The organism is Histidinibacterium aquaticum (assembly GCF_008710275.1).
Lineage (GTDB): Bacteria > Pseudomonadota > Alphaproteobacteria > Rhodobacterales > Rhodobacteraceae > Oceanicola > Oceanicola aquaticus.
Window position 1 is genome coordinate 36,331 of sequence record NZ_VYQE01000003.1, and the last position, 23,619, is coordinate 59,949.

22 protein-coding genes are annotated in these 23,619 nt (G+C 67.5%); 6 read left to right on the plus strand and 16 right to left on the minus strand.

Features of this window, described 5'->3' with window-relative positions; genetic code table 11:
- The first annotated feature begins 34 nt into the window (after positions 1-34).
- Genes F3S47_RS09775 through F3S47_RS09790 form a run of 4 tightly spaced genes read left to right on the plus strand, consistent with a single transcriptional unit; the run spans position 35 to position 5,047 of the window.
- Complete coding sequence (locus F3S47_RS09775; protein WP_150445089.1) at positions 35-691, plus strand: paraquat-inducible protein A; 657 nt, start codon at positions 35-37, stop codon at positions 689-691.
- A complete protein-coding gene (locus tag F3S47_RS09780) occupies positions 661-1,293 on the plus strand; it encodes a paraquat-inducible protein A (RefSeq protein WP_150445090.1) in 633 nt (210 codons plus the stop codon). The genes F3S47_RS09775 and F3S47_RS09780 overlap by 31 nt, the downstream gene beginning before the upstream one ends.
- The gene (locus F3S47_RS19380) at positions 1,290-4,472 is read left to right on the plus strand and encodes an MlaD family protein (protein WP_191090146.1); all 3,183 of its coding nucleotides are present in this window, start codon (positions 1,290-1,292) and stop codon (positions 4,470-4,472) included. The genes F3S47_RS09780 and F3S47_RS19380 overlap by 4 nt, the downstream gene beginning before the upstream one ends.
- Before the next feature lie 2 nt (positions 4,473-4,474).
- Entirely contained in the window at positions 4,475-5,047 is a 573-nt protein-coding gene (locus tag F3S47_RS09790) for a PqiC family protein (RefSeq protein ID WP_150445091.1), read from the plus strand.
- A 47-nt stretch (positions 5,048-5,094) separates the two neighbouring features.
- Here the strand turns inward: F3S47_RS09790 and F3S47_RS09795 are convergent, their stop codons facing one another.
- The 11 genes from F3S47_RS09795 to F3S47_RS09845 form a co-directional block, all read right to left on the minus strand.
- Positions 5,095-6,219 (minus strand): aminodeoxychorismate synthase component I, encoded by a 1,125-nt coding sequence (locus F3S47_RS09795; protein WP_150445092.1) that lies wholly within the window; start codon positions 6,217-6,219, stop codon positions 5,095-5,097.
- Positions 6,220-6,224: 5 nt separating this feature from the next.
- Complete coding sequence (locus tag F3S47_RS09800) at positions 6,225-6,515, minus strand: Dabb family protein (protein WP_150445093.1); 291 nt, start codon at positions 6,513-6,515, stop codon at positions 6,225-6,227.
- A 94-nt stretch (positions 6,516-6,609) separates the two neighbouring features.
- Complete coding sequence (locus tag F3S47_RS09805) at positions 6,610-7,341, minus strand: amino acid ABC transporter ATP-binding protein (RefSeq protein WP_223877783.1); 732 nt, start codon at positions 7,339-7,341, stop codon at positions 6,610-6,612.
- The gene (locus tag F3S47_RS09810) at positions 7,338-8,192 is read right to left on the minus strand and encodes an amino acid ABC transporter permease (protein ID WP_150445094.1); all 855 of its coding nucleotides are present in this window, start codon (positions 8,190-8,192) and stop codon (positions 7,338-7,340) included. Before F3S47_RS09810 ends, F3S47_RS09805 begins: the two co-directional genes overlap by 4 nt.
- Position 8,193: 1 nt before the next feature.
- The gene (locus F3S47_RS09815) at positions 8,194-9,021 is read right to left on the minus strand and encodes an ABC transporter substrate-binding protein (protein ID WP_150445095.1); all 828 of its coding nucleotides are present in this window, start codon (positions 9,019-9,021) and stop codon (positions 8,194-8,196) included.
- Positions 9,022-9,277: 256 nt separating this feature from the next.
- A complete protein-coding gene (locus F3S47_RS09820) occupies positions 9,278-10,351 on the minus strand; it encodes an ABC transporter ATP-binding protein (protein ID WP_150445096.1) in 1,074 nt (357 codons plus the stop codon).
- 3 nt (positions 10,352-10,354) lie between these two features.
- On the minus strand, positions 10,355-11,197 hold the full coding sequence (locus tag F3S47_RS09825) for a carbohydrate ABC transporter permease (protein WP_150445097.1): 843 nt from the start codon (positions 11,195-11,197) through the stop codon (positions 10,355-10,357).
- Positions 11,194-12,087, minus strand: coding sequence for a carbohydrate ABC transporter permease (locus F3S47_RS09830; RefSeq protein WP_223877784.1), 894 nt, complete (start codon positions 12,085-12,087; stop codon positions 11,194-11,196). Before F3S47_RS09830 ends, F3S47_RS09825 begins: the two co-directional genes overlap by 4 nt.
- A 75-nt stretch (positions 12,088-12,162) precedes the next feature.
- On the minus strand, positions 12,163-13,422 hold the full coding sequence (locus F3S47_RS09835) for an extracellular solute-binding protein (RefSeq protein WP_150445099.1): 1,260 nt from the start codon (positions 13,420-13,422) through the stop codon (positions 12,163-12,165).
- Positions 13,423-13,531: 109 nt separating this feature from the next.
- A complete protein-coding gene (gene arfA, locus F3S47_RS09840; RefSeq protein WP_150445100.1) occupies positions 13,532-15,040 on the minus strand; it encodes an arabinosylfuranosidase ArfA in 1,509 nt (502 codons plus the stop codon).
- Positions 15,041-15,137: 97 nt separating this feature from the next.
- Positions 15,138-16,058 (minus strand): ArsR/SmtB family transcription factor, encoded by a 921-nt coding sequence (locus tag F3S47_RS09845; RefSeq protein WP_150445101.1) that lies wholly within the window; start codon positions 16,056-16,058, stop codon positions 15,138-15,140.
- Between the two features lie 222 nt (positions 16,059-16,280).
- Here F3S47_RS09845 and F3S47_RS19725 point away from each other — a divergent pair, with 222 nt between their 5' ends.
- Complete coding sequence (locus tag F3S47_RS19725; protein WP_150445102.1) at positions 16,281-16,493, plus strand: MucR family transcriptional regulator; 213 nt, start codon at positions 16,281-16,283, stop codon at positions 16,491-16,493.
- A gap of 5 nt (positions 16,494-16,498) precedes the next feature.
- Here the strand turns inward: F3S47_RS19725 and F3S47_RS09855 are convergent, their stop codons facing one another.
- Positions 16,499-17,191, minus strand: a complete 693-nt coding sequence (locus tag F3S47_RS09855) for a response regulator transcription factor (RefSeq protein ID WP_150445103.1) — start codon at positions 17,189-17,191, stop codon at positions 16,499-16,501.
- 109 nt (positions 17,192-17,300) lie between these two features.
- Between F3S47_RS09855 and F3S47_RS09860 the strand changes: the two genes are divergently transcribed.
- On the plus strand, positions 17,301-19,949 hold the full coding sequence (locus F3S47_RS09860) for a PAS domain S-box protein (protein WP_150445104.1): 2,649 nt from the start codon (positions 17,301-17,303) through the stop codon (positions 19,947-19,949).
- 4 nt (positions 19,950-19,953) lie between these two features.
- Here F3S47_RS09860 and F3S47_RS09865 read toward each other — a convergent pair whose 3' ends face one another.
- From F3S47_RS09865 to F3S47_RS09880, 4 genes are all read right to left on the minus strand, one after another.
- A complete protein-coding gene (locus tag F3S47_RS09865) occupies positions 19,954-20,682 on the minus strand; it encodes a redoxin domain-containing protein (protein ID WP_150445105.1) in 729 nt (242 codons plus the stop codon).
- Positions 20,683-20,975: 293 nt separating this feature from the next.
- Positions 20,976-21,737: an ATP-binding cassette domain-containing protein gene (locus tag F3S47_RS09870; RefSeq protein WP_150445106.1), complete on the minus strand. Its 762-nt coding sequence runs from the start codon at positions 21,735-21,737 to the stop codon at positions 20,976-20,978.
- Positions 21,734-22,678 carry an iron chelate uptake ABC transporter family permease subunit gene (locus tag F3S47_RS09875; protein ID WP_150445107.1) on the minus strand — a complete coding sequence of 315 codons (945 nt, stop codon included), beginning with the start codon at positions 22,676-22,678 and terminating at the stop codon, positions 21,734-21,736. Before F3S47_RS09875 ends, F3S47_RS09870 begins: the two co-directional genes overlap by 4 nt.
- Positions 22,671-23,618: an iron chelate uptake ABC transporter family permease subunit gene (locus F3S47_RS09880; protein WP_150445108.1), complete on the minus strand. Its 948-nt coding sequence runs from the start codon at positions 23,616-23,618 to the stop codon at positions 22,671-22,673. The genes F3S47_RS09875 and F3S47_RS09880 overlap by 8 nt, the downstream gene beginning before the upstream one ends.
- Between the last annotated feature and the right edge of the window lies 1 nt (position 23,619).

The window sequence follows — 23,619 nt, forward strand, 5'->3', positions numbered from 1 at the left end:
CGCTCTGCGCAGCGGCGGTCTAGACAGGTCCCTGATGGACCGCGATCTTCCACCGCCCGCGCAGGACGCCGACCTGCCCCACTCGGACGAGCTCATGGCCTGCCCGACCTGCGACGCGCTCTACCGGGCGCGCGAGCCGGAGCATGGGGCCAAGGCCATCTGCGGGCGCTGTCACACCGTCCTCATCGCGCCCCGGCGCGGCGCGGGCCTCAATATCATCGCGCTGAGCCTCTCGGTGACCATCCTCGTCATCGCGGCGACGGTCTTTCCCTTTCTCGAGATCAACGCCGCGGGCCTCGGCAACCGCACCTCGATCCTCGACGTGGCGCTGAGCTTCCGGTCCGGGCTGCTCGTCGCGCTCTCGGTGGCCACCGTGGCGATGATCGTGCTGCTGCCGCTCCTGCGCACGCTGCTGCTGCTCTATGTCCTGACGCCCGTCGTCTTCGACCGCCCGCCCGCGCCGCATGCCGCCGGCGCCTTCCGTCTCGCCCAGCGCATCCGCCCCTGGGCCATGTCGGAGATCTTCGCCATCGGCTGCGCCGTGGCGCTGGTGAAGGTCTCGGACCTCGCCACCATCGGCTTCGGCCCCGCCTTCTGGATGTTCGCCCTCCTGGTCGTCATCGTCATCCTCAACGACAGTTACCTCTGCTCCTGGTCGGTATGGAAATCGCTCGAGAAAAACCGGTCCTGACCGCGCGCGAGGCCGGTCTCGTGGGCTGCACCCGCTGCGCGCGGGTCTGGCCCATGGGCCGCCGGACCTGCGGGCGCTGCGGCAGCCCGCTGCACTCGCGCGACACGACCAGCCTGCAGCGCGTCTGGGCCTGGTGGATCGCCGGCGTCATCGCCTACATCCCGGCCAACCTCTACCCGATGCTCGTGACGCGCACGCTGCTGGAGCGGTCCGACGACACCATCGTCGGCGGCGCGGTGGAGCTGGCGAGCCACGGGGACTACGGGGTCGCCGCGATCATCCTCATCGCGTCGGTGCTGATCCCCGTCGGCAAGTTCCTGGCGATCGCCTACCTCGCGATCTCCGTGCACCGCGGATCGGCCCGCTCGCTGCACGCCAAGTTCCGTCTCTACGAGGTCGTCGAGTTCATCGGACGCTGGTCCATGATCGACGTTTTCGTTGTGGCAATCCTGTCATCCCTGGTGCAATTGTCGGTGGTTGCGTCCATCCGGCCGGGGCCGGCGGCGCTGACATTCGCGTTGTCGGTGATCTTCACGATGCTCTCGGCCCAGTCCTTCGACACGCGTTTGATCTGGGACGGTGGCCGGAAGGAGGGCAAGTGAGCGACGCGCCGGACGTGCCGACCGAAGAGCGGGAGGGCCTGCTCGACAGGATCTCTATCGTCTGGGCGATCCCCGTCATCGCACTCGCCGTCGCCCTCTTCGCCGCCTGGCGCAACTACGCCGAGCGCGGTCCGGTCATCGACATCCACTTCGCCAATGCCGCCGGGGTCACAGCCGACGAGACGGAGCTGCGCTACCGCGACATCGGCGTGGGCCTCGTCGAGGAGGTCGGCTTCTCCGAGGACCTCACCGACGTGATCGTCTCCGTCCGCGTGGAGGGAGAACTCGCCCCCTACATCGACGACGGCGCGCGCTTCTGGGTCGTGCGGCCCGAGGTGACGGCGCGCGGGGTCACCGGCCTCGATACGGTGCTGTCGGGCGTCTACATCCAGGGCGCCTGGGACGGCGAGATCGGCGCCTCGCAGACAGAGTTCGAGGGCCTCGAGGCCCCGCCCCTTCTCGGCGCCGAGCAGAACGGCGTCGAGTTCGTCCTGCGGTCGGACAGCGGTCTGCCGACGGCGGATTCCCCGATCCTCTTCAAGGGCGTGGAGGTCGGACAGGTGGACGCGCCCAGCGTCTCCGAGGACGGCACGGCGGTCGAGGCGGAGGCGGTGATCTACGAGCCCTACGACCGGCTGGTGACCACCTCGACCCGCTTCTGGGACACTTCCGGGTTCAGCTTCTCACTCGGCGCCAGCGGCGCGCGGCTCAACTTCGACACGATCGCCTCGCTGATTTCCGGCGGAGTCACCTTCGAGACCCTGGGCTCGGGCGGCTCGGCACTCGAGGACGGGGCGGTCTACGAGCTCTTCGAGAGCGAGGAGGCGGCGCGCGAGGACTTCCTGGTCGAGGGCGAGGGCGAAGCGGTCAACCTCTCGCTGGTCTTCGACGAGAACCTCGCTGGCCTCTCGGCCGGCGCCCCGGTCGAGCTCGGCGGCCTGCGCGTGGGCGACGTGGCCTCGATCTCGGGCATCGTCGACGAGGAGCGGTTCGGCGACGCGGAGGTGCGCCTCGTGGCCGCGGTCCGCATCAACCCCGGCCGCATCGGCCTCTCTTCCGGTGCGGGAGAAGAGGAACTGCTCGACTACCTCGAAGGCCGTGTCGAGGACGGCTTGCGCGCGCGGCTCACCAATGCCTCGCTCATTACCGGCGGTCTGAAGGTGGAACTCGTCGAACTGCCGGGCGCCGAACCCGCCGAGCTCGACCGCGACGCCGAGCCCTACCCGCGCCTGCCCACGGCCGACCCGGACGTGACCGACGTGCAGGCCACCGCCCAGGGCGTCCTGCAACGCGTCAACGAGCTGCCCATCGAGGAGCTTCTCGACAACGCGGTCGGCTTCCTCGAACAGGCGACGGCGCTGGTCGCCAGCGAAGACCTGCAGAACACTCCGACCGAGCTGCGCGGCACCCTCGCCGCCCTCCGCGGCGTGGCCGAAAGCGACGGCGTGCAGCAGCTGCCGGACCAGATCACGGAGGTGATGACCCAGGTGCAGGAGGCCACGGACCGCGTGAACACCCTGCTCGCCGAGTTGGAAGAACGCGAGGCGGCGGCCGCCCTGACCGAGGCCATCGAGAGCGTGGGAGAGGCCGCCGACAGCCTGCCCCCGGTGGTGGAGCGCGCGGAAAGCGTGCTCGCCCAGGCCGAGGACCTGCAACTGGAGGAGCTCGTCGCCCAGGCCTCGAGCCTGCTCGCCAGCGCCGAGGAGATCCTCGCGCAGGAGGCGACGCGCGCCCTGACCGCCCAGGTCAACGCCTCGCTGGCCGAGCTGCGCCGGACCCTCGCCTCGGTCCGAGGCATCGCCACCAGCGAGAGCGTGCAGAGCATCCCCGGCGAGGTCTCGGGCCTGCTGACCGACCTGCGCGGCACCAACGCGCAGATCTCCGGCCTTCTGACCGAGCTCGAAGAGCAGGAAGCCGTCGCCAACATCACCGCCGCGGTGGACAGCATCCGGACGGCCGCCGACAGCCTGCCCGGCCTCGTCGACGAGGCCGAGGCCCTGCTCGCGCAGGCCCGGGACCTGCCGCTCGACGACCTCGTGACCCGCGCGACGGCGCTGATCGACAGCGCCGAGGCCCTGCTCGCGCAGGAGGCCACCCGGGCGATCCCCGAGCAGGTGACCGCCTCCCTGTCGGAGCTGCGCGAGACCGTGGCATCGGTCCGCGGCATCGCCACCAGCGAGAGCGTCCAGCAGATCCCGGGCGAGGTCTCGGCCCTCGTCGCCGACCTGCGCACCGCCAGCGGCCAGCTCAACGCGATCCTCGCCGAGGTGGAGGAGCAGGGCACCGTCGCCACCTTCACTGGCGCGGTCGACAGCATCGGCGCCACCGCCGACACCCTTCCCGGACTCGTCGCCCAGGCCGAGAGCCTGCTGGCCCAGGCCGAGGAGCTGCCCCTTGACGAGCTCGTCACCCGCGCGACCGCCCTCATCGACAGCGCCGAGGCCCTGCTCGCGCAGGACGCCACCCGCGCGATCCCGGCGCAGGTGACCGCCTCCCTCGCCGAGCTGCGCGACACGGTGGCCTCGATCCGCGGCATCGCCACCAGCGAGGAGGTGCAGGCCCTGCCCGGCCAGGTCTCGACCCTCGCCACCGATCTGCAGGCCTCGGCCGCTCGGCTCGACGGCCTGCTCGCCCGGATCGAGGACGAGGACGCCGTGGGCGACCTGATCGCCGCGATCGAGAACATCGGCGAGACCGCGGACAGCCTGCCCGGCCTCGTGGAGCAGGCCCGCTCGCTTCTGGGCGAGGCCGAGGAACTGCCGCTCGAGGCGCTGGTCGCGCGGACGACCGAGCTGCTCGACGCCGCAGAGGCCGTCCTCGACCAGGAGAGCGCGCGCCAGGTCCCGGCCGAGCTCAACGCCGCCCTGACGGAGCTGCGCACCACGCTCCAGGAGCTGCGCGAAGGCGGGCTGGTCGAGAATACCAACGCCACGCTCGCCGCCGCCCGTCAGGCTGCCGACGCCATCGCCGAGGCCTCGCAGAGTCTGCCCGCGCTTTCCGCCCAGCTGCAGCAGGCGGCGACGCAGGCGGACACGACTCTCGCCGGGTTCAGCCGCGACTCCGAGTTCTCCCGCGATCTCCGCCAGGCGATCCGCCAGGTCGACGAGGCCGCGGCCTCCATCGAAAGCCTCGCGCGCCAGATCGAGCGCAATCCCAACTCCATCATTCTCGGACGGTGACCATGGCTGCCAAGTTTCCCTTCCGCCCCGCCGGGCTTCTCGCCGCGCTGCTGCTCGCCGCCGCCTGCGGCACGGACACGCGCTACGCGGTCCCCGCGGTCGACACGCCGACCGAGCGGGTGCCCTCGGCCTTCGCGAGCCTCGAAGTGGTGGAGGTCACGCTGCCCACCTATGCCGCCTCCGAGGACATCTACCTGCAGGACGCGGGCGGGGGGCTGGAGCCGCTCGGCCCCCTCTGGGCCGACGACCCGGCCCGCGCGGTGACGCTGCAGTTGTCCCGCGACCTTCAGCGCATCACCGGCGCCCTGGTGGCGCCCGATCCCTGGCCCTTCCGCGACTTCCCCGCCGCGCGGCTCGACGTGCGTCTCGAGGAGTTCGTGGCCACCGCGAGCGGCGGCTTCCTGATCGCCGGGCAGTACTTCGTGGCCCCCGAGGAGGGCGGCGGCGACGCCGCGGGCCGCTTCGCCATCGAGGTGCCGCTCGCCGAGCGCGAGAGCGCCGCCGCGATCGCCACCGCCCGCAGTGCCGCGGTCACGCGGCTCGCCACCGAGATCGCGCGCGCCGGTCTGCGCTGACAAGGCGCGTCGACGCGGCGTCCCACGGGCCTTCGAAGGCCCGTACCCTAGACCAGGTCCGTCAGGAACCGCGCCTTGAGCAGCGCCTCGCGGTACTCGTCCTCGGCGGTGCTGTCGTGAACGATCCCGCCCCCGACTCCGAGCCGGACCGCGCCCCCCGCCATGTGCAGGGTGCGGATGCCGACGCTGAACTGCATCGCCCCGTCCGGCGCCACCCAGCCGATCGCCCCGCAGTAGGCGTCGCGCGGCGCGGGCTCTAGTTCGGCAATGATCTCCATCGCGCGGATCTTCGGCGCGCCCGTGATCGAGCCGCAGGGATGCAGCGCCTCGAAGACCTCCGCCAGCGTGACCCGCCGCGCCAGTTGCCCTGTCACCAGTGAGGTCATCTGGTGCACGGTCCGGTAGCTCTCGACCGAGAAGAGCTCGGGCACCCGCACCGAGCCGATCCGGCAGATCCGCCCGATGTCGTTGCGCAGGAGATCGACGATCATCAGATTCTCGGCCCGGTTCTTCTCCGAGGCCGCGAGCCCCGCCTTAAGCGCCGCGTCCTCTTCCGGCGTCGCGCCGCGCCGGGCGGTGCCCTTCATCGGCCGGGTCTCGATCCGCCCGTCCGCGTCGGCGCGGAAGAAGAGCTCGGGCGAGCGCGAGAGCAGCCACTCCTCGCCGCCGAGATCGATCAGCGCCCCGTGTCGCACCGGTTGGCTCTCGCGCAGCAGGGCATAGAGGTCCGCCGCCTGCCCCGCGACCGCGAGCGTCATCGGGAATGTCAGGTTCGCCTGGTAGATGTCGCCCGCCGCGATGTAGTCGGCCACCCGCGCGAAGGCCGCCGCGTACGCCGCTTCGTCCCAGCCCGGCACGGGCGGCCCCAGCCGGACCGCGCCCGCCGCCGGCAGCGCCTCCGCCGGCTCCGGGCGGTCGAAGACCCCGAGGCAGAGCAGCGGCAGCGCCCGACACTCCGGCATCAGCCGCCGCAGCTTCTCGACCAGCGCGTACCCGAGCTCGTAGCTCGCGAAACCTGCCAGCCAGGCACCGCCCTCGTGCGCTGCCTGTGCCGCCGCCAGGGCCTCGGGCACCTCCTCCGCCTCCCGCGCGACGATCACCTCGCGCGGCGCGGAGAAGAGCGTTCCCGTCCCCAGCGGCCCCTCGTCGAAGCGGATGCTCCCGAGCGACACCGTGGTCAGATCGCCACGTCGGCGGCGAAGCGCAGCTCCCGCAGGGGCCGCACGACGTCGATGGAGGTCTGGTAGAGCGGATGGGCCTTGTAGGCCTCGAGCGCGGCCTCGTCGGCGAACTCGCCGTAGACGACGACGTCGATCTCGTTGCCCAGCGCGTCGCGCCGCAGGTTCGGCCGGATCTCCAGCACCTCGGCATGGGGAATCCGCGTCAGAACGCTCAGCCCCTCGACGATGCGGTCCACGTCGGCCTCGTCCTTGGCGCTGAAGAAAACCATATGCCTGATCCGCGCCATGCCCGGCCTCCTCGCGTTGCATGCCCGGCAACCCGGCCGGACGCGCCGCTTGTTTCGCGAAGCCCCGGAGGGGTCAAGGGCCCGGGAGACCTGCTCAGAGCACCCGCGACAGGAAGGCGCGCGTGCGCTCTTCCCGGGGATCGGCGAAGAGCTCCGACGGCGGTCCCTGCTCGAGGATCCGCCCCCCGTCGAGAAAGCAGATCTTGTCCGCCAGCTCCCGCGCGAAGCCCATCTCGTGGGTCGCCAGGATCATCGTCATGCCCTCGGCATGGAGCTGCCGCAGCACGTCGAGCACCTCCCCCACCAGCTCGGGATCGAGCGCGGACGTGATCTCGTCGAAGAGCATGATCTCCGGCTCCATCGCCAGCGCCCGGATGATCGCCACCCGCTGCTGCTGCCCGCCCGAGAGCTGGTCGGGATAGTGCTGCATGCGGTCGGAAAGCCCGAACCGCGTGAAGAGCCGTTCGACCACCGGCGCGAGCGCGGCCTTGGTCTTCCCGCGGATGCGGCGCGGCGCCAGCATGACGTTCTCCTCCGCCGTCATGTGCGGGAAGAGGTTGTAGGATTGGAAGACGATCCCGATCCGCTCGCGCACCGGCCGGGGGTCGCGTCCCGGCTCGGCGATATCCTCGCCGTCGAGCCAGATCGCGCCGTCGTCCACCGGCTCCAGCAGGTTGATGCAACGCAGCAGGGTCGACTTGCCCGAGCCCGAGGCGCCGATCAGGCAGACCATCTCCCCCTTCCCGACGTCGAGATCGACACCGCGGATCACCTCGGCCTCGCCGAAGCTCTTCCGCACCCCCCTGAGGCTCAGCTTCGCCGTCACCGCCGCCGCCTCTGCTGGCGGGCCATCAGGTAATCGGCGTAGCGGGTCGCGGGAATGGTGATCGCGAGAAAGATCACCGCCGCGCCGACGTAGGGCGTGAAGTTCGCCATGAGCGACTTGTAGACCCCCGCCTGCCGGAAGATTTCCACCGGCCCGATGAAGGAGAGCAGCGCCACGTCCTTCTGCAGGGCGATGAGCAGGTTCATGTTGGCCGGGACCACGTTCCTCAGCGCCTGCGGCAGCACGACGTATCGCATCGTGTCCGCCTCCGAGAGCCCCAGCGAGGCCGCCGCCGACCGCTGGCTCTGGTGGATCGAGTCGATGCCCGAGCGGATCACCTCGGCCACGTAGGCGGAATAGACCAGGATCAGCGCCAGCGATCCCCAGAGGTAGGGCGAGTTCCAGGGGCGCGGCAGCCCCAGCCCCGGCACGCCGAAGCCGATGAGGTAGATCACCAGGATCACCGGCAGCCCGCGGAAGATGTCGGTGAAGACCGCCCCGAAGGCGCGCAGCGGGAAGAGCGCCGGTGCCCGCACGTCGCGGCAGAGCGCGATCACCAGCCCCACCAGCGCGATCGAGGGCGCGCACCAGGCGAAGATCGCCACGTCCAGCAGGAAGGCCTCGAGCAGCCCCGGGAAGGTCTCGACGAAGACGCGCCCGTTGAAGAAGCTCCGCTGGACCGCCTCCCAGCCCGGCGCCAGAGGCACCAGGACGACGACCGCCAGCATCACGGCCGCCGTGGAGGCCGCCGCGATCAGGTTGGACCGTCGCCGGATCCGCGCCTCGTAGGCCGCGCGGCGGGTCGGCGCGCCGGCCACGCGGCGCGCCTGTGTCAGACCGGTATCCGCCATCTCACTCGATGACGGGGACGCCGGTGGCCTCCTGCAGCCACTCGGATTCGATCTCGGCCAGGCGGCCGCTCTCGCGCAGCGCGGTGATCGCCGCGTCGACGCATTCCTTGAGCGGGTTGCCCTCTTCCATCAGCAGGCCGAACTCGTCGGGGCTCTGGCTGCGGTCGGCTGGGAACTGGCCCAGGATCGTGCCGTTCTCCAGCGTCACCGCCGAGAGGTAGAGCGCCGTCGGCAGGTCGAAGAGCGCCGCGTCGATCTGGCCCGCCTGCATCGCCGCGGTGACGTCGGCGTTGTCCCCGTAGAGCAGCGGGTCGGAGCTGGGCGCGATCAGGTCTATGAGGATCGGCATGGCGGTCGTGCCCGCCATGGCGCCCCAGCGCAGGTCCTTCATCGACTCCACGGTAGGCTCCAGCCCCTGCGCCTCGACGATGTCCCCGGTGGTCAGCACTGCCATGGCCGAACTGTAGTAGGGTTCGGAGAAATCGACCATTTCCTCGCGCTCGGGCGTGATCGAGAACTGCTGCATGTTCACGTCGAAGCTCTTGGCGCCCGGCTGGATCGCCTCGTCGAAGGAGGTCCGGACCCATTCGACCTGGTCCTCGCCGAAGCCCATCTCCTCGGCCACCGCATAGGCCACGGCGGCCTCGTAGCCCTCGCCGCTCTCGGGGGCGTCGTCGATCACCCAGGGGTAGTAGGCGGGGTTGCCGGTGGCGATGGTCAGCACGCCCTCCTGCAGGGTCTTTCCCTCGGCGCAGGTGGCGTGTTCGGCGGCCCAGGCCCCGGTGGCGGGCAGCGCGGTCGCGCAGAGGGCAAGCATCGTCCGTCTCATGGGGGGTCTCCCGTCCTGATATCTCCCGCCCGCAGGTTCGGCCCCCGCCGCGGGATTGTCCAGACCGTCCCCTTCATCTGGCCCGCAAATACCTCGGGGGAGTCCGCGGCACAGCCGCGGACGGGGGCAGCGCCCCCTGCTCCGCTGAAACTGTTGAACTTTCCGTCGCTTGAAACTGTGGGCAACCGAAGGCCACGCCTGCGGCCCCGGCCTTTGTCCGCCATGCCGTGTGGGGACCTATGGCGCGGGCGCCTGGTCAGTCAGCATGGTAGGCGTGGCCTGCGGAGTCGAAGAGGTGCAGCTGGCTGGTGTCGAAGCGCAGGGCGACGGTGTCGCCGGGCGCGACCTGCGACCGGCCGCCGTCCAGCGCGATGACCTCGGTCCCGTCACCCAGGCGAGCATAGACCAGCGTCCTGTCCCCGAGGTGCTCGACCACGGTGGCCTCGCCCGTCGTGTCACCTTCCTCCGCCGTGACGTGGACCGCCTCGGGCCGTATGCCCAGCTCGTAGGCCCCGCTGTCGGGAATGGTCACGGTCATCTCCACGCGGGACCCGTCACCGAGGGTCGCCACCGCCTCCTTGCCGGAGGTCGTGACCTCGGCCTTGAGGAAATTCATGCCCGGACTGCCCACGAAACCGGCGACGAAGCGCGAGGCGGGATAGGTGTAGACCTCCATCGGCGTTCCGATCTGCTCGATCCGGCAGTCGTTCAGGATGACGATCCGGTCGGCAAGCGTCATGGCCTCGGTCTGGTCGTGGGTCACGTAGATCATCGTGGCCGCGATGCGCTGGTGAAGCTGCGCAAGCTCCACCCGGGTCCGGACGCGAAGCGCCGCGTCGAGGTTCGACAGGGGCTCGTCGAAGAGAAACGCCGCCGGCTCCTTGACGATGGCCCGGCCGATGGCGACACGCTGGCGCTGCCCGCCCGAGAGCTGGCTCGGCCGGCGGTCCAGAAGCGCGTCCATCTCGAGGATGCGCCCCGCGTCCGCGACCCGCTCCGCGATGTCCTTCTCGTTCATGCCCACGTTGCGCAGACCGAAGGCCATGTTCTCGCGCACGGTCATGTGGGGATAGAGCGCGTAGTTCTGGAACACCATCGCCACGTCCCGCTGGCCCGGGGCGAGGTCCTGGCACTCCCGGCCCCCGATCAGCAGCTTGCCGCGGTCGATGGACTCCAGCCCCGCGATCATGCGCAGGAGCGTGGATTTGCCCGAGCCCGAGGGCCCGAGGAAGACCACGAACTCCCCCTGCTCGACCTTCAGGCTGATGTCCTTGATGACCTCGACGGCGCCGAAGCTCTTCGAGACGTTCTGCAGCGCGATTTCCGCCATGCCTTACCCCTTGATCCCCGCACTGAGCGTGATGGCCTGCGTGACCCGCCGCTGGAACAGCAGGTAGGCGAGCGCGACAGGGAAACCTGCGAGCACGGCCGAGGCCAGTTGCCGCGCGTAATAGACACCGAAGGCGTCACTGACCTGGGTGATGCCGACCGTGATGGTCATCATCTCGGTTCGCGTGACCGCCAGGAACGGCCAAAGGAAGGCGTTCCAGGCCCAGATGAAGGTGACGATGGAGAGCGCCGTGGTCACGCCCCAGTTCATCGGGATGTAGACCTTGGTCAGGATCCGGAACTCCGACGCGTTGTCCATCACGGCCGCCTCGCGGAACTCCCGCGGGACCTGGTCGAAGAACTGCTTGTAGACGATGATGACCACCGGGTGGATGAGCTGCGGCAGGATGATCCCGGCCCAGGTATTGAGCAGGCCCATGTTCGCGATCAGCACGAAATGGTTGATGATGAGCACCTGCGTGGGAACCATGAAGCTGGCCAGGATCAGCCACCACAGCGGCCGCCGTCCCGGAAACCGGAGCTGGCTGATGGCATAGCCCACGAGGAGCGAGGTGGAGACCGTCAGGACCGTCACGCCGAGCGCCGTGGCCACCGAGTTCAGGTACCAGCTGCCGATCTGCGTCTGCGTCAGGGCGAACCAGTAATGGCGCAGCGTCGGGGTTTCGGGCCAGAGCTCGATGTAGGGCCGCACGACCTCGTCCTCGAGCTTGAAGGACGAGACGATGCCCCAGTAGATCGGGAAGGCCCACAAGACGGCGGCGATCACCGTGATGATGGTGATGATCGCGCCACCGATGTTGAAGCGTCGGGCGTTGGCGGAGGTCATGTCTTGCGCTCCGCGAGGCGTAGGAGCTGGAAGTTCAGCACGGACACCACGATGACGATCAGGAAGAGGACCACCGCGATCGCCGCCGCGCGCCCGCCGTCGTCGTTCTGAAAGGCGCGCTGGTAGATGTAGTAGACCATCACCAGGTTGTCGTTCGGTCGCCCGCCAATGGAGAAGAGGTAGACCTGGTCGAAGATCTTCAGCTGCAGGATCAGCTGGATCGTCAGGACCAGCGCCGTGATGGGCCATAGCAGCGGCCAAGTCAGCTTGCGGAAGACGGTCCAGCGACCGGCATTATCCAGTTCCGCGGCCTCGTAGATCTCGGTCGGGATCGCCCGGAGGCCCGCGAGGAACAGCAGGATCGAAAAACCGCAGGTCCACCAGATCGTTACGAAGGCGACGGCCGGCATGAACCAGGTCGAGGTCTTGAATATCGGAACGCGGTCGATGCCCAGGACATCGAAGAGGTGCATGGCGATGCCGAACTGGAAGTTCAGCGTCCAGTCCCAGATCCGGTAGACCACGGAGACAGGCAGGATGTAGGGCAGGAAGAACAGCGCCAGCACGAGCGCCTGAAGCCGGCCCGAAAGCCGCGTGATGCCCATGGCGATGGCGAGCGCCACGAGCGTGCCCGGAACCACCGTCAGCAGAACGAAGTAGGCCGTGTTCCAGAAGGCCGTGCCGAAGCGCCGGTCGTCGGGCAGCCGGGTGTAGTTGTCGAGGCCGGTCCACTCCGGGGTCTGGGGCCCGAAGGTGATGAGCGGCGCATCCTGGAAAGACAGGATGAACATGTCGATCGTCGGGTAGACGAAGATCAGCCCGTAGATCGCCACGAACGGTGCGATCAGGACATAGGCGATCAGCGTGTCTTTTCTCGCGTTGCGGATCACGCCGGGTCCTCCCATTCGAACCGGTGGTCACAAGAAAGGGGGCGCGCGCCCGGCGCACGCCCCCTCCCGGGAGAATTACATGTCGTTGAGTTCGTACTGGATTTCCTCGACCGCCTCGGCCGGGTCCATCTCGCCGTTCAACGTCGGAACGAAGTAGGTGGACATCACGTCGAACATCGGACCGGCGACGCCCGAGAATTCGCTCTGGGGATCGAAGATCATGTTCTCGGTCAGCGAGGAGTAGGTCGCGTTGGGCTCCATCTGGGAATACTCCTCGGAGGCCGTGACGCCGGAGTTGGCCGGGATGTGACCCGCGGTGGCCCAGAAGAGCGAGTTCTCGGAGATCCAGGAGATGACCTCGAGCACCGCGTCGCGCTTCGCCGTGCCTTCATCCACGCCGTTGTTCGCGGGGATCGCGAAGGCGTGGCTGTCGGCGTAGGTCGAGGCGTGGTCGAAGATGATCGGAAGTTCCACAGCGCCCCAGTCGAAGAGACGGCCCTCGTCGGCGAGGTCCTTCATCGTCGGGACTTCCCAGACGCCATTGATCATCATGCCCGCCTCGCCAGAGGTGAAGAGCGCGACGGTCGCGGGGTAGTCGGTATAGGTCGACTGCCACTCGTTGTTGGTCCACTCCTGCAGCACGGAGAGCGCATTCTGCAGCTTCTCGGCATTGTCGCCGGCGAGGAACTCGCCGTCGGTCAGGAGCTCGCCGTCCTGCTGGCCCATGAGCGAGTAGATCGTGCGGTACATGAAGTTGCCGTCGGCCGTGACCGAGGCCAGCGGATACTCGACGCCCGCATCCTTAAGCGCGGCCAGCGTCTCCTCGAAGCCTTCGCGGCTGTCGAGCCCCATGGGCGTTCCGTCCTCGTTAAGGCGGCCGGCTTCCTCGAGGAGGTCGCGGTTGTAGTAGAGCACGATCGGGTGCGTATCGAGCGGCACCGCGTATTGCTCACCGTCGACGGTGACCGCGTTCCAGGTGGCTTCGGCGAAGTCGTCCTGGCTCAGGCCCATCTGCTCCCAGTCGGCATCGGTGATCGGCTGGAGCACGCCCTGGCTCACGGCCAGCGGGATACGGCTGGCGTGGTAGGTCATGATGTCGGGGGCCTCGCCCACGGCGACCGAGGTCTGCACCTTGGTGTAGAAGGGCACGCCCCATTCGAGCGTGGTCGCGTCGATGGTGATCTCACCCTCGTGCGCGGCATTGAAGTCCTCGATCAGCGACTTCATCCGCACGCCGTCACCGCCGCTCAGGAAGTCCCACCAGACCACGGTTTCCTGCGCCTGCGCAGCCGTCGCCAGCGTGGCCCCGAGGGCCATACCCATCAGATGTTTCATCTTTCTCCTCCCAAAGAGCGACCGGTCCCCGGTCGCAGATCGATGTTACACTACCGTCGGATCCGATCAACGATTTTGGCGGTACATACCCGATATCCTGATACGGTCTTCACAGCCCCACCCGGATCATCGAATAGCTGTAGGGCGGCAGGGTCATGCTGAGCGTATTGCCCTCGATCGAGGCACCACTGCCCTCCTGCGGCACCACGGTGTCCGGCGCGTCCATCGTGTTCCGCGCTTCCAGGTCGTCATGCTTGATCAGGATATGGCTCGCACTCTTCGGGGTGCCGAACCGCTCGAGCGATAGCTCGACCTCCAGCGGCTCGCTCCCGTTCCGGTTGATCGCGAAGAAGGTCACGCTGCCCGCGTCGGCGTCGTGCACGCCCGCGATGTCGAGGTAGCTGACCCCTGCCGCCATGTCCGCGTCGTAGGTCGGGCAGTCGACGTCCAGCTGCAGCGCGGTGCCGCGCCCGTGGTGCGACGCGAGCTTGAAGGGGTAGTAGATCGTCTGCCGCCAGGCCGGACCGCCGGGGCTGGTCATGATCGGCGCGATGACGTTCACGAGCTGCGCGATGCAGGCGATGCGCACCCGGTCCGAACGGCGGATGAAGGTGTTGAGGATGCAGCCCACCTGCAGCACGTCTTCGAAGTTGTAGACGTCCTCGAGGATCGGCGGCCAGTACTGCCAGTCCTTGCCCTCCAGGTAGACCTGGTCCTGCTTCCGCGTGTGGTACCAGACGTTCCACTCGTCGAAGGAGATCTTCACGTCCTTCTTCGACCGCTTCTTGCCCTTCACGAAATCGATCACGCCGCTCACCGTGCCGATGTAGCGATCCAGCTTCTCCGGCAGGGCAAGGAAGTTCGCCGTGTTCTTCTCGTAGTTCTCGAAGTACATGTGCAGCGAAATGTGGTCGATGTTGTCGTAGGTCTCCTCGAGGACGGTGGCCTCCCACTGCGGGTAGGTCGGCATGTCCGAATGGGAGGAGCCGCAGACGACGAGCTCCAGGTCGCGGTCGAAAGCACGCAGGGCCTTGGCGGTCTCGTTGGCGAGGTGACCGTATTCGCGGGCCGTCTTGTGTCCGACCTGCCAGGGCCCGTCCATCTCGTTGCCGAGACACCAGGTCTTCACGTCCCAGGGCTCGGCGCGCCCGTTCTTGCGGCGCAGGTCCGACCAGTAGCTGCCGCCGGGATGGTTCACGTATTCGACGAAGCTCCGGGCCTCGTCGAGCCCGCGCGAGCCCAGGTTGACGGCAAGCATCATCTCGATCCCCGCCTTGTCGGCCCAGTCGGCATATTCGTGGATGCCCACATGGTTGTTCTCGAGCGTCTTCCACGCGAGATCGAGCCGGGTCGGCCGATCCTCCTTCGGGCCGATCCCATCCTCCCAGTTGTAGGCGGAGACGAAGTTCCCGCCGGGATAGCGGCAGATCGGCGTGTCGAGCTCGCGCACGAGGTCGATCACGTCCTGCCGCATGCCACTGGCGTCGGCGCTGGGATGGTCGGGTTCGTAGATGCCGGTATAGACCGCCCGGCCAAGATGCTCGAGGAACGACCCGTAAAGCCGCTTGTCGATATCCGCGACCGCGTAGCGCGCATGCGCGGTGACACGTGCCCTCATGGCATCCCCTCCCTAACGTACCTTATCTTCCGGTTTATACCGTCTTTTGCGATATGGTTGCGAGGGACTGCCGCCCAGTCAAGGTTTTTCTGCGCGGTCAGCGCAGGCGCATGGTGATGTCCTGGTCGTAGTTTCCGAAGCCACGCCCGAAAATGTTCATGCCCCCGGGGTGTTCGGCATCTTCGCGTACGCCGATCCTCACCCGGATCGACCGGTGCTCGTCGACCTCGAGGTCCGTCAGCGTCACGTCCGAAACGCGCAAGCCGTCGACGTAGGTGCCGTCGCCATTGATTCGCCAGGTCTTGAGCTTGCCGTACTGGGACCCGGCGAGCTTCCACCAGTCCGGCGTGAAGACGCCCCGCTTGTCGCCGAAATCCCCGGGCGAGGTCCAGGTGGCGACGTGGATCCCGTTCACGCTCAGCGAGATGTCGGACGGCCAGTCGGCGGAGGTTCCCGGCACCTCTGAACTCAGCTCCATCGAGAACTCGAGAGACTGCACCGGCTTGTTCAACAGCTTGGCATTATTGGGAAACTGGTACTCGACGAATCCACGGGTGAACCAGAGCAGCCCCGCCCGCATACGGTCCGGATCGAGAAAGGTATCGGGCACGTCGAGCAGGCCGATGACCCCTTCGGTAGAGCACAACCCGCAAGGAGCGGTCACCTCGAAATGCGAGTAGAGGCCCAGCGGCATGGAGACCTCGATCTCGTCATCGCGCACCTCCGGCCTCTGGTCGCCGAACGCCACGAGTATCTCGGTGAAGACCGACCGGCAGACCTTCTGGCTCCCCTTCCGCGCCTTCTGGATATCGGTGACGACGAGGCCCACGTTCTCGAGCACCTGCATGTTCGAGGAGATCGTGGACTGGGGAAGCGAGAGCTCGGCCGCGACCTGGTTCACGTTCATCGGACCCGACTGCGCCAGGAGCTTCAGGATCGAGATACGGACCTCGCTCGCCAGCCCCTTGAGCACATCGAACTGATCGTTCGGATCAACGACGAGCAGCTTGTTGGTCATGAAGATGGCCTTCTCCGGCAAACGGTCGGCCAATATGTATCCGGAAAGCGGGTATGAAGAAAGGGCCCTGCAGGCCGGATTATCAGCGAACGGCGCGCTTCCGGGTCTCGGGACAAGTGCATCCATACAGAACCCGTAAGAACCCCGTACGCGACCCACACCACCTTCGACCGGGCATTCGCTAGCCTAGGGGCTTGTCAGATCACTCGGGAAGCACAGCCCATGAAGCCGCAGGGACAAGATCGAAGCTCAGCTTTCTTGGTATGCCGGGAATGCGGGGAAAAGCTGCACCTGCTCTCCCGACATCTGAAGCTCCGGCACGGACTTACCTTGGACGACTATCGCCGCAAGCATTCCATCGCGCACGGGCTCCAGACACGCAGCCGAGCCTACGAAACGCTCAGGCAGACTGCCGCGATACCCCGTCGCGCCTGAAAGGTTCAGGCCCTTTCGACCAGGGTGTAGCCGACGCCTCGGACGGTCTTGATGGGGTTTTCGCCCGTGGATTTGGCGAGCTTGGCCCGTATCCGGCTGATGATCCCGTCGACGAGGCGCCCGTTCGCCACCCAACCCCGACCACGTAGGCTCTCGACGAGCTCGTGCCTCGACAAAGCCTGATCTCGCCGATGAACGAGCACCTTGAGAACGTCGAATTCGGATGGAGTGAGGGGAATTTCGGCCCCGCTCTCCGCGAAGACTTCCCGCCGCTCGAAATCGATCGTCCAGCCATCCACGCTGGCCGAACCCCTTGGTTCCCGGGTGCTGCTGGCCACCTCCCCGCGACGGCGGAGGATACTCTTCACCCGCGCGCTGAGCTCACGCGGACGAAACGGTTTGGCAATGTAGTCGTCGGCGCCGATCTCGAGGCCGAGGACGGTGTCTATCTCCGTCGCTCGCCCCGTCAGCATGACGATACCTGCATCCGACGACAGACGGATCTCGCGCGCGATATCGAGCCCGGAGCCGTCGGGAAGCACCACGTCGAGGACGAAGAGATCGAAGTCTTCCAGGCCAAGCGCCTTCAGACGAGAGCAATTCTCGGCAATCGTCGGCTCGTGCCCCTCGGCTTCGAGTGCAGCTCTGACGAGCTCAGCAACATCCCGGTCGTCTTCGAGAATCAGAACCTTGGCCAATCACTCGCCTCTCTTCTCTTCACCGTGCCGCTCAAAGCTAAGGGAGCGAGTCCCGGCGATGCAATCGGCTATGATCGATGACGCCTCTGGAATCAGCTAAAAGAACAGGATGAGTAAACGTACCGACGAGTACCGCAGAATGGACCGAGCCTGGGCGATTGTCGCCGCGGCCATCTGGGCGGCCGTGTTCGCCACGGACTTCTTCACCCCGCTCGGGTTCGCCCACGGAAGCCTCTACGTCTTCGCGGTTCTCGCCGCCAGCCTGGCAAACGACACCCGGGTACTCTGGGGGATCGGCGGGGCGAGTGCAGCGGCCACCCTGTTCGGCATCTTCGTGTCGCCCCCCGGCTTCGCCATCCCCTGGGTTCTTCTGAACCGCGCCTTCTCGCTGGGTTTGATCGGCCTGGCCTGCGTCGCGCTCTACAGCGTTCAGCGACTGCGCCACGAGGCCGAGGTCGGCGAGGAAGAGGCTCTCGAACGCGAGACCGACCTGGCCCGGGCGACATCGTCTCTCTACTTCGCCCAGTCTCTCGCAGGCGTCGGAACCTTCAAGGTTTCCGACATGGGCCGCGAGGCGGAATGGTCTCCCGGCGTCTACGAGATCTTCGGGTTCGAACCGGATGAGACGCTGACCCCCGAGAAGATCTTCGGCGCGATCCACCCCGACGACGCGCCGCGCTTCTTCGAGAAACGTGACCGGACCTGGGAGCGCGGTGAGAGGATCGAGGATATTCATCGGATCGTTCGCCGGGACGGGTCGGTCCGGACGATAAGGCTTGCCGGCCAGCCTACGGTGGAAGACGGCGAAACCGTCTTCATCGGCCTGGTCCAGGACATCACCGACGAACGATCGCTGGAAGAGCGTCTTCATCTGCTCGACACCGCCGTTTCCATGATGGGCGAGATGATCCTGATCACCGATGCCGGCAGCATCGACGCACCTGACGGCCCCAAGATCCTGTATGTGAACGACGCCTTCACGAGGATCACCGGCTACAGCCGGGAGGAGGCGATCGGCAACACGCCGAGGATGGTCCAGGGCGAAGGGACACAGCGAGAGGAATTGGACCGGATACGTCGTGGCCTCGAGGCAGGCGAGCCGGTGTCGGCGGAGCTGATCAACTACACGAAGGGCGGCGAACCTTACTGGGTCGAAGTGAGCATCTCGCCGGTCTTCTCGGAAGCCGGCCAGCTCACGCACTTCGCGGCCGTCCAACGCGACATCACCGCCGTCAAGCGGAGCGAGGATGACAGACGTCTCCTCGAAGAGAGGCACGAGATCGTCATGCGGGCGAGCAACGACATCATGTGGGACTGGGACCTCGAGACTGGTGCTCTCTGGTGCAGCACGAACGCAGAGGAGATATTCGGGACGCAGCCACGTTTCACCGAGGAGTGGCTTGAGTTAATTCATCCAGATGACCGACCCCGCATTGATCAGGGGGTCAAGGACGTCCTTTTGGGCGAAAGCGAGAACGTAGAAGACCAATTCCGGATACGTCGGGCCGACGGCAGCTACATGGATGTCTCGGACCGGGGTTTCGCGGTCCAGCAGCCGGACGGAGAGGTCCGCCGGATGGTCGGCGTCACGAAGGACATCACGGAATGGCATGTCTTGAACGAGCGGCTGCGGCAAAAGGAGAAGCTCGAGGCGATCGGCGAGCTTTCCGGGGGCGTCGCGCATGATTTCAACAACCTGCTCACCGTCATCCTGGGCAACGCCGACTTGCTCGCGGACCTCCCCGACCTCCCCGGGGAGGCAAGGCGCTTCGTCGAAACCATCGTCTCCTCCGCTGAACGGGCGGAAACGCTGACAACCAGCATGCTGGCCTTCGCGAGATCGCAGCCGCTTTCACCCCGAGCCATCGATATCCCGACCCTCGTCGAAGGAATGCGCCCCTTGCTCGAGAGCGCGCTTCCGGACTCGATGCAGCTGGAAATCGAGGTGGAGGAAGGTGTGCCTTCAGTCCTGGCTGACAGGAATCAGCTCGAGGTCGCCCTGCTGAACCTCGTCCTGAATGCCCGGGATGCCTCGGGGCAAGGGGACAGGATCATCCTGCGCGCCACCGAGACCCTGATGGACGATCCCTCGCTCGAGGAGGAGCTCCCGGGTGCGCGAACCTGCGTGACCTTCGAAGTCGAGGACTTCGGGTCCGGAATGCCCGACGAGGTCGCGCAGCGGGCGTTCGAGCCGTTCTTCACCACGAAACAGGGCGCGGCGGGCACGGGCCTTGGTCTTTCGACGGTCTACGGCTTCGCCCGCCAGTCGCTCGGGACGGTGAAGATCAAGACGGAACAGGGGCGAGGCACCTGCGTCACGCTCTATCTGCCGCCAGCCGGGGAAGTCGCGACGAACCAGGCCCCCGGCAAGCATTCCGCCCCGAGCGACGGAGGCAGGAAGCTCCTTCTCGTCGAGGATGAGGACGAGGTTCGGGCCATCGCGTCGACCTACCTCAGGAATCTCAACTACGTCGTGCGCGAAGCGGGCTCGGCCGAGGAGGCGCTGAAGCTGCTTCAGGGCGAAGAGTTCGAACTCCTCTTCACGGATGTCATCCTGCCGGGGATGAACGGCATCGAACTGGCCGAGCACGCTCTCGAGGAGCGGCCCGGCCTGAAGGTGCTCTACACGTCGGGATATGTCGGCGACGCGGCCTTGCCGCTCGATCCGGTCAACCTGAAGGGCGCGTTCCTGCAGAAGCCCTATCGCAAGAACGAGCTCGCGGTCGCGATCCACGAGCTCCTGGACCCTGCCGGGTGACCGCCTACCCCTCGTCCTCCGGTGGCTCTGTATTCAGATCGACGGTGGTCAGGTAGTAGCGGTAGCTCGTCAGCTTGTGGCCCGCCTCGGACAGCGCCTGCATGGAGCCCGGAAGCGCCAGGCACTGGCTCCCCTTCTGCCAGTCACCCCCGACACCGACCGAGAACTCGTCCTGCACCTGCAGGGCATCGATCACCCTCAGGATTTCGTCGGTGCCGCGCCCGACGAACAACGGATACTCCATGATCATCCGCACCTTCAGGGCGGGATCGATGATGAAGGTCTTGCGGATGGAATGCTGGTCGTTCTCGTGGGGATGGATCATCCCGAAGGTCTTTGAGAAGTGGCCGGTCTCGTCCTCCAGCATCGGAAAGCCGACCTGGATGCCGAAAAGGCTCTCGATGTCCTTGAGCCAGTGCTTCTGCACATGGAGAGCGCTGCGCGACATCGAAATCAGCTTTGTATTGCGCTGCTGGAAGTCGGGCTCGGCGAGCGCGAAGCCGGCGATCTCGGTCGTGCAGACCGGAGTGAACGCGGCCGGATGGGAGAACAGGACGACCCAGCTCCCCTCCGCCCACTCGTGGAAGTCGATCTTCCCCTTCGTGGACCTCGTCGTGAAGTCGGGAAAGATGTCACCGATCTGGGGCAGCCATTTCGCTGTCCTACGGTAGCTCATGGGCAGCTTGATCCGCCCACCATGGCGGCTGCTGCCGGAGAAAAACTGTACTGACATTCTGTCATCCCCTGGGCGTGCAGGGCGACACAAGCACCAGATGTCGGCGCGTCTTGGATCAAGTCTTACGGAAAATGTACAAGAACCGCGGTTTCCGGTGGAGCCGACGTCCGGATGGAAGACAGCCGCGAAAGCGAGGTCGACCGGATCCTGCTGGCACCATCGCTCCGATTGGGCCGAGACGTGGTTTGGGCGCTGCAAATGGTAGCGCCCCCTCCTCCGTCTTCCGCCGGGCGCGCGGTCCCCATGGGACGGCGGGCGGGGCGTCTTCGCAGAAGAGCGCCGTCCCGCCGTCAGACCGGGACGACCACGTCGCGCCCGCGCACGCGCTCCACCGCGAGCCCGGTGTCGAAGAGCCCGCTCAGGACCCCGGCCGTCATCACTTCGGCCCGCGGTCCCGCGCGCACCAGCCGCCCGTCCTTCAGCGCCACCACGTGATCTGCGAAACGAGCGGCCATGCCCAGATCATGCAGCACGATCACCACGCCGCGCTGGTCCGGTCCCGGCCGCGTCAGCGCGTGCAGCCGCTCCATGATGTCGCGGGCGTAGCGCGGGTCGAGCGCGGCCAGCGGCTCGTCGAGCAGCATCCAGGGCGTCGACTGCGCCTGCGCCATGGCCACATGCGCCCGCTGTCTCTGCCCGCCCGAGAGACTCTCCAGGGGACGGTCCGCCAGCCCGCCGAGGTCGAAATGCGCCAGCGCCTCGGCCACCGCCCGCCGGTCCTCCGCGCCGGGCCGCCCGCGGTGATGCGGCCAGCGGCCGAAGGCCACGAGATCGCCTACCGTGAGCCGCGTGGTCACCGCCTGGTCCTGCGTCAGCAGCGCCAGCCGCAATGCCCGCTCGCGGGCCGGGATCCGCGCGAGCGACGTCCCCTCCAGCCGGATCTCGCCAGCGCTCGGCGGCAGCAACCCGGCGAGGGCATGCAGCAGGCTCGACTTGCCCGCCCCGTTGGGCCCGATGAGCGCGGTGATCCCGCCCCCCGGCAGTTGCAGGCTCACATCCCGCAGCACCGGCGCGCCATCCCGCTCCAGACTAAGGCCGAGGGTCTCGATCATGGCCGGGGCCTCCGCAGGACGAGGAAGAGAAAGAGCAGCCCGCCCGCGAACTCCACGATCACCGCGAGCGTGGACTGGTAGTCCAGCAGCCGCTCGAAGACGAATTGCCCGGCCACCAGGATCAGCGCGCCGATCGCCGAAGCCGCCGGGATCAGCAGCGCATGGCGAGGCGTGCCGAGCCATCCGTAGGCAAGGCTCGCCGCCAGCAGCCCGAGAAAGGTCACCGGCCCCACCAGCGCCGTGGAGACGGCGATCATGGCCGCCACCAGCGAAAGCGTCACGAGCACCAGCCGGTCGTAGTCGAGCCCCAGCGTCCGCGCCTTGGTCCGCCCCAGCGCCGCCACGTCGAGCGAGGGCGCGAGCCGCATGGCCCCCGCGAGCGCGGCCAGCAGCAGAACCCCGGCGACTGCCAGCTCCTGCCGGGCCACCGCGCCGAAGCTGGCGAAACTCGACTGCTGGACGATGGCGAACTCGGAGGGCTCCAGGATCCGCTGCGCGAAGCCCGCGAGCCCGCGCAGCAGCACCCCCAGCACCACGCCCGTCAGGATCATCCGGATGACGTCGCCCGCCCCCTTGCGCAGCAGGACCCCGAAGAGGGCCACGGCCGAAATGACGAGGCAGGCTGCCTCCAGCAGGAACTTCTCCATCCCCGGAAGCGAAGCGTAGCCCAGCCCGCCCAGGGCCAGCACCAGCATGGTCTGCAGAAAGACGAAGAGCGCGTCGAACCCCACGATCCCCGGCGTGATCAGCCGGTTGCCCGCGACCGTCTGGAAGAGCACCGTCGCCGCCCCGGTCGCCGCCCCAACCACCACGAGCGCCGCGAGCTTTGTGACCCGCAACCCCAGGATGAACTCCACCGGCGCGCGCAGATTCCACGCGAGAAACAGCGCCGCCGCGCCGAGGAGCGCGGTCCCGAGGATCCAGAGCCTCCGCTCAGCCATGCCCCGCCTCCCCTCGTCGCGGCGCGCTGTTCAGCAGCCAGAGGAAGAGCCCCGCTCCGAATACGGCGAAGATCGTGCCCGCCGGGATCTCGTATGGCCAGCGCACCACGCGGCCCAGCACGTCGGCCGCCAGCACCAGCGTGCCGCCGAGCAGGGCGATCACCGGCAGGTTCCGCCGCAGGTTGTCGCCGCGCCAGCGCGAGACGATGTTGGGCACCACCAGGCCCACGAAGGGCAGCGACCCCACCGTCACCACCACGGCCGAGACCGTCACCGAGACGATCACCAGCCCCAGCGCCAGCGTCTGCCGGTAGTCGAGCCCGAGGCTCCGCGCGTAGTCCTCGCCGAGCCCCAGGATCGTGATCCGGTCTGCCGCGAGGTAGAGCGCCGCGCCCAGGGCCGCGATGATCCAGAGCAGTTCGTAGCGCCCGCGCAGCACGCCCGAGAATTCGCCCGACTGCCAGACGCCCAGGTACTGCACGAGGTCCGTGACCCAGGCCGCCCAGAGCACCACCGCGCCCAGTATTCCGCCGTAGATGATGCCCACCAGCGGCAGCAGGATCGGGTCGCGCCGCGGGACGTGCCGCGAGAGCCAGAGGAAGCCCGCCGTCCCCATCAACGCCGTCACCGCCGCGACGGACATCTTGATCAGGATCGCTGCGCCGGGCGCGATCAGCGTGACTCCCAGAAGCCCGAGCATCGCCGCCTCCGGCGTCCCCGTGAGGCCGGGCTCCACCAGCCGGTTCTGCACCGTCAGCTGAACCACCACGCCCGCCAGCGCCAGACCCGCCCCGGCGAGGAGCGCGGCGGCGGTTCGCGGCAGGCGGCTCACGGCCACGAGGAAGCCGGTGCCGAGGTCGCCCGACCAGAGGTCGGCGGCACCGATAAGAAGGCTCGCCCCCACGAGGAGGACGAGCCCGGTCGCGATGAGACCTCTCAAG

What these genes read in the sequence shown, in the direction of transcription:
- F3S47_RS09775 (WP_150445089.1), top strand. Translation starts at nt 35, where the DNA reads ATGGACCGCGATCTTCCACCGCCCGCGCAGGACGCCGACCTGCCCCAC.
- F3S47_RS09780 (WP_150445090.1), top strand. Translation starts at nt 661, where the DNA reads ATGGAAATCGCTCGAGAAAAACCGGTCCTGACCGCGCGCGAGGCCGGT.
- F3S47_RS09790 (WP_150445091.1), top strand. Translation starts at nt 4,475, where the DNA reads ATGGCTGCCAAGTTTCCCTTCCGCCCCGCCGGGCTTCTCGCCGCGCTG.
- F3S47_RS09800 (WP_150445093.1), bottom strand. Translation starts at nt 6,515, where the DNA reads ATGGCGCGGATCAGGCATATGGTTTTCTTCAGCGCCAAGGACGAGGCC.
- F3S47_RS09810 (WP_150445094.1), bottom strand. Translation starts at nt 8,192, where the DNA reads ATGGCGGATACCGGTCTGACACAGGCGCGCCGCGTGGCCGGCGCGCCG.
- F3S47_RS09815 (WP_150445095.1), bottom strand. Translation starts at nt 9,021, where the DNA reads ATGAGACGGACGATGCTTGCCCTCTGCGCGACCGCGCTGCCCGCCACC.
- F3S47_RS09820 (WP_150445096.1), bottom strand. Translation starts at nt 10,351, where the DNA reads ATGGCGGAAATCGCGCTGCAGAACGTCTCGAAGAGCTTCGGCGCCGTC.
- F3S47_RS09825 (WP_150445097.1), bottom strand. Translation starts at nt 11,197, where the DNA reads ATGACCTCCGCCAACGCCCGACGCTTCAACATCGGTGGCGCGATCATC.
- F3S47_RS09835 (WP_150445099.1), bottom strand. Translation starts at nt 13,422, where the DNA reads ATGAAACATCTGATGGGTATGGCCCTCGGGGCCACGCTGGCGACGGCT.
- arfA (WP_150445100.1), bottom strand. Translation starts at nt 15,040, where the DNA reads ATGAGGGCACGTGTCACCGCGCATGCGCGCTACGCGGTCGCGGATATC.
- F3S47_RS09845 (WP_150445101.1), bottom strand. Translation starts at nt 16,058, where the DNA reads ATGACCAACAAGCTGCTCGTCGTTGATCCGAACGATCAGTTCGATGTG.
- F3S47_RS19725 (WP_150445102.1), top strand. Translation starts at nt 16,281, where the DNA reads ATGAAGCCGCAGGGACAAGATCGAAGCTCAGCTTTCTTGGTATGCCGG.
- F3S47_RS09860 (WP_150445104.1), top strand. Translation starts at nt 17,301, where the DNA reads ATGAGTAAACGTACCGACGAGTACCGCAGAATGGACCGAGCCTGGGCG.
- F3S47_RS09865 (WP_150445105.1), bottom strand. Translation starts at nt 20,682, where the DNA reads ATGTCAGTACAGTTTTTCTCCGGCAGCAGCCGCCATGGTGGGCGGATC.
- F3S47_RS09870 (WP_150445106.1), bottom strand. Translation starts at nt 21,737, where the DNA reads ATGATCGAGACCCTCGGCCTTAGTCTGGAGCGGGATGGCGCGCCGGTG.
- F3S47_RS09875 (WP_150445107.1), bottom strand. Translation starts at nt 22,678, where the DNA reads ATGGCTGAGCGGAGGCTCTGGATCCTCGGGACCGCGCTCCTCGGCGCG.